This window comes from Streptomyces sp. NPDC004134 (assembly GCF_042874195.1).
Lineage (GTDB): Bacteria > Actinomycetota > Actinomycetes > Streptomycetales > Streptomycetaceae > Streptomyces.
On sequence record NZ_JBIAMS010000056.1, the window covers coordinates 1 to 2,126 of the forward strand.

The window sequence follows — 2,126 nt, forward strand, 5'->3', positions numbered from 1 at the left end:
GCTTCGCGATGGGGCTTCGCCCCACCCTTGACACCGGACTCCGGCCCGAAAGACCGGCGGCTATGGGTGGCCCGGAGGGAGCGGGCGCCCTCGAAGAGGACTACGGATGCCGTGCCCAGCGACGGGGGCCGGAACACCCGAAATCGACCCCACCCCGATCCCGGACAAGCGCCGAAACGGGAGACGGCCGGGGCAACTCCGCTCTGGGATGCCCCGGTGGAGGTGGGGCCGAAGACCAGAGCCGGGCCTGGCCCGTTCACGGTCGGGCGCGGAGACGGAGGGGCCCGGGGCGCACCGGAGGACGGGGGCCGAAGGCCGGCGGCGGTCCGCCCCGTTCGCAGGTGGACGCTGAGCCGGAGTTGAGCCGGGCAGTCCCTGGTCCGGCACGCTCAATGGAGGTGGAGGAGTCAAGGCGCATTCGCGCCTGCCCCTGTCGTGGGTGCCAGGACCAAGGGGAGCCGGAGCCCGGCCCGGTCGCCGGTGCACGCGGCGGGTAGGGACGGGCCTGGGGTCGTCCTGGCCAGGGACGTGCCTCCGGCGGCGGCGATACGCGTCGCCCGATGACTGCCTCTATCGGCGCTCCGCGTCGAAGGCTTGGGCGACGGCCAGGCTGTCCTCGTAGACGTGGTGCCGGGTGACCAACCCGCCCTCGACGGTGAGGTGGAGCGCGAATCGGGCGCGATACGCGCGTCCGGTGGACCGCGCGGTCTGGCGGATCTCCCCGAACACAACCGCGTCCTCTCCGTCGACGAGGATGCGTTCGACCTGGGTCGCCACCTCCTCCGGTACGTGATGCTCCGCAATCTCGCGGAAGTGGGCCGCCGCGTCGGCGCGGGTGGACCGGTGGCGGATCCAAGGCGTGGCGGCGCGACCGTGCTCGGCTTCGGGCCAGTCCAACTTCCAGTCGCTCTGCTCCGCGTACAGCTCAGCGATGCGGTCGGGATCGCCCTCGCCGATCCGGCGCAGCAATTCCTCAACCACAGAGCGCGTGCTTGCGGGCGCGACTTCCGACACGACTGCCCCTACGTCTTGGTCCGCGTCCAGGCAACGCGGCGAGATCAGCAAGCTTGCCCGCCCAGGCCGGCCGACACGATTACCCCGGGGGTAAGACAGGCCCTTCGCCCTCGGATAGCCGCGTGTCGACGAGCAAAAGTCGACCCACGCGGGTGATTTGCCCCGTTTCCCCGCGGGTGTTACCGCGAGTTTGTATCGGTGACGCTCCCTCGCGTGGGTTGGGCGGCGGTGAGTGCCTTCGGGAGTGGCCGCGTGAGTGCGAGTGGGCGAAACTCAGCCCCCGTGGGTGCTTTGGGGTAATTTGAGAGGCGGCTGGCTGGGGGTTCGTGCCGATTGTGCGCACTCAGGGGTGTTCGGGGCGTGGATCCCGGCCGCGGAGGGTGGTCGGCGCCCGCGATGGGGCAAAACTCGACTCCCGTGGAGCATTTGACCCGGTTTGGCGGCTTGGTTGTCATGACTTTGCGCCGGTGGCGTGCATCCCGAGCGGCCTGAGGCGGTTGGGTGCGCGGGGTGGGGCGAAAGTCGGGCTTCGGCGCCTGTTCTGGGCTGGATCAGGGGGTGTTACCGCGAGTTACGGCGATATTCGTCCGCTCGGGGCGCGCTATAGCGGGTGTATCTACCTGTTTCGGCGCTTGTCCGCGATCGGGGTGGGGTCGACTTCGGGTGTTCCGGCCCCCGTCGGCTGGGCACGGCATCCGTAGCGGTGCATTAGGGCGCCCGCTCCCTCCGGGCCACCCATAGCCGCCCGTCTTTCGGGCCGGAGTCCGGTGTCAAGGGTGGGGCGAAGCCCCATCGCGAAGCGACGTCCATGGAGCGAAGCGGAAGGGACGCCCTTGACACCGGACGCAGGGCCGCATCATCAGGAGTGGGGTGGCCCGGGGGGAGCCTTTACGACACGGCCACTCCCTTCGCCGCCACCCCCGTCCACCGGCCCACCCCACGCACCACCGCCACCCCGACGCCCTACCCCCCGTACCCGTCCTGCACAGACATGACGTACCAGCTCAGCGTCCTGCCGCCCCCCGCGTTGAAGCTCCTATGGATCGTCAAGTGGTTTGTGGGAGCGGTTTAGTGGTGTGGGTCGTGTGGGGTAGGTGGTGGTAGATCTCCCG

1 protein-coding gene is annotated in these 2,126 nt (G+C 69.9%); it reads right to left on the reverse strand.

What is annotated here, in order from left to right; translation table 11 throughout:
• Positions 1 to 570 precede the first annotated feature (570 nt).
• A complete protein-coding gene (locus tag ACFYVJ_RS34745) occupies positions 571 to 1,014 on the reverse strand; it encodes a nuclear transport factor 2 family protein (protein ID WP_388900513.1) in 444 nt (147 codons plus the stop codon).
• Positions 1,015 to 2,126 lie beyond the last annotated feature (1,112 nt).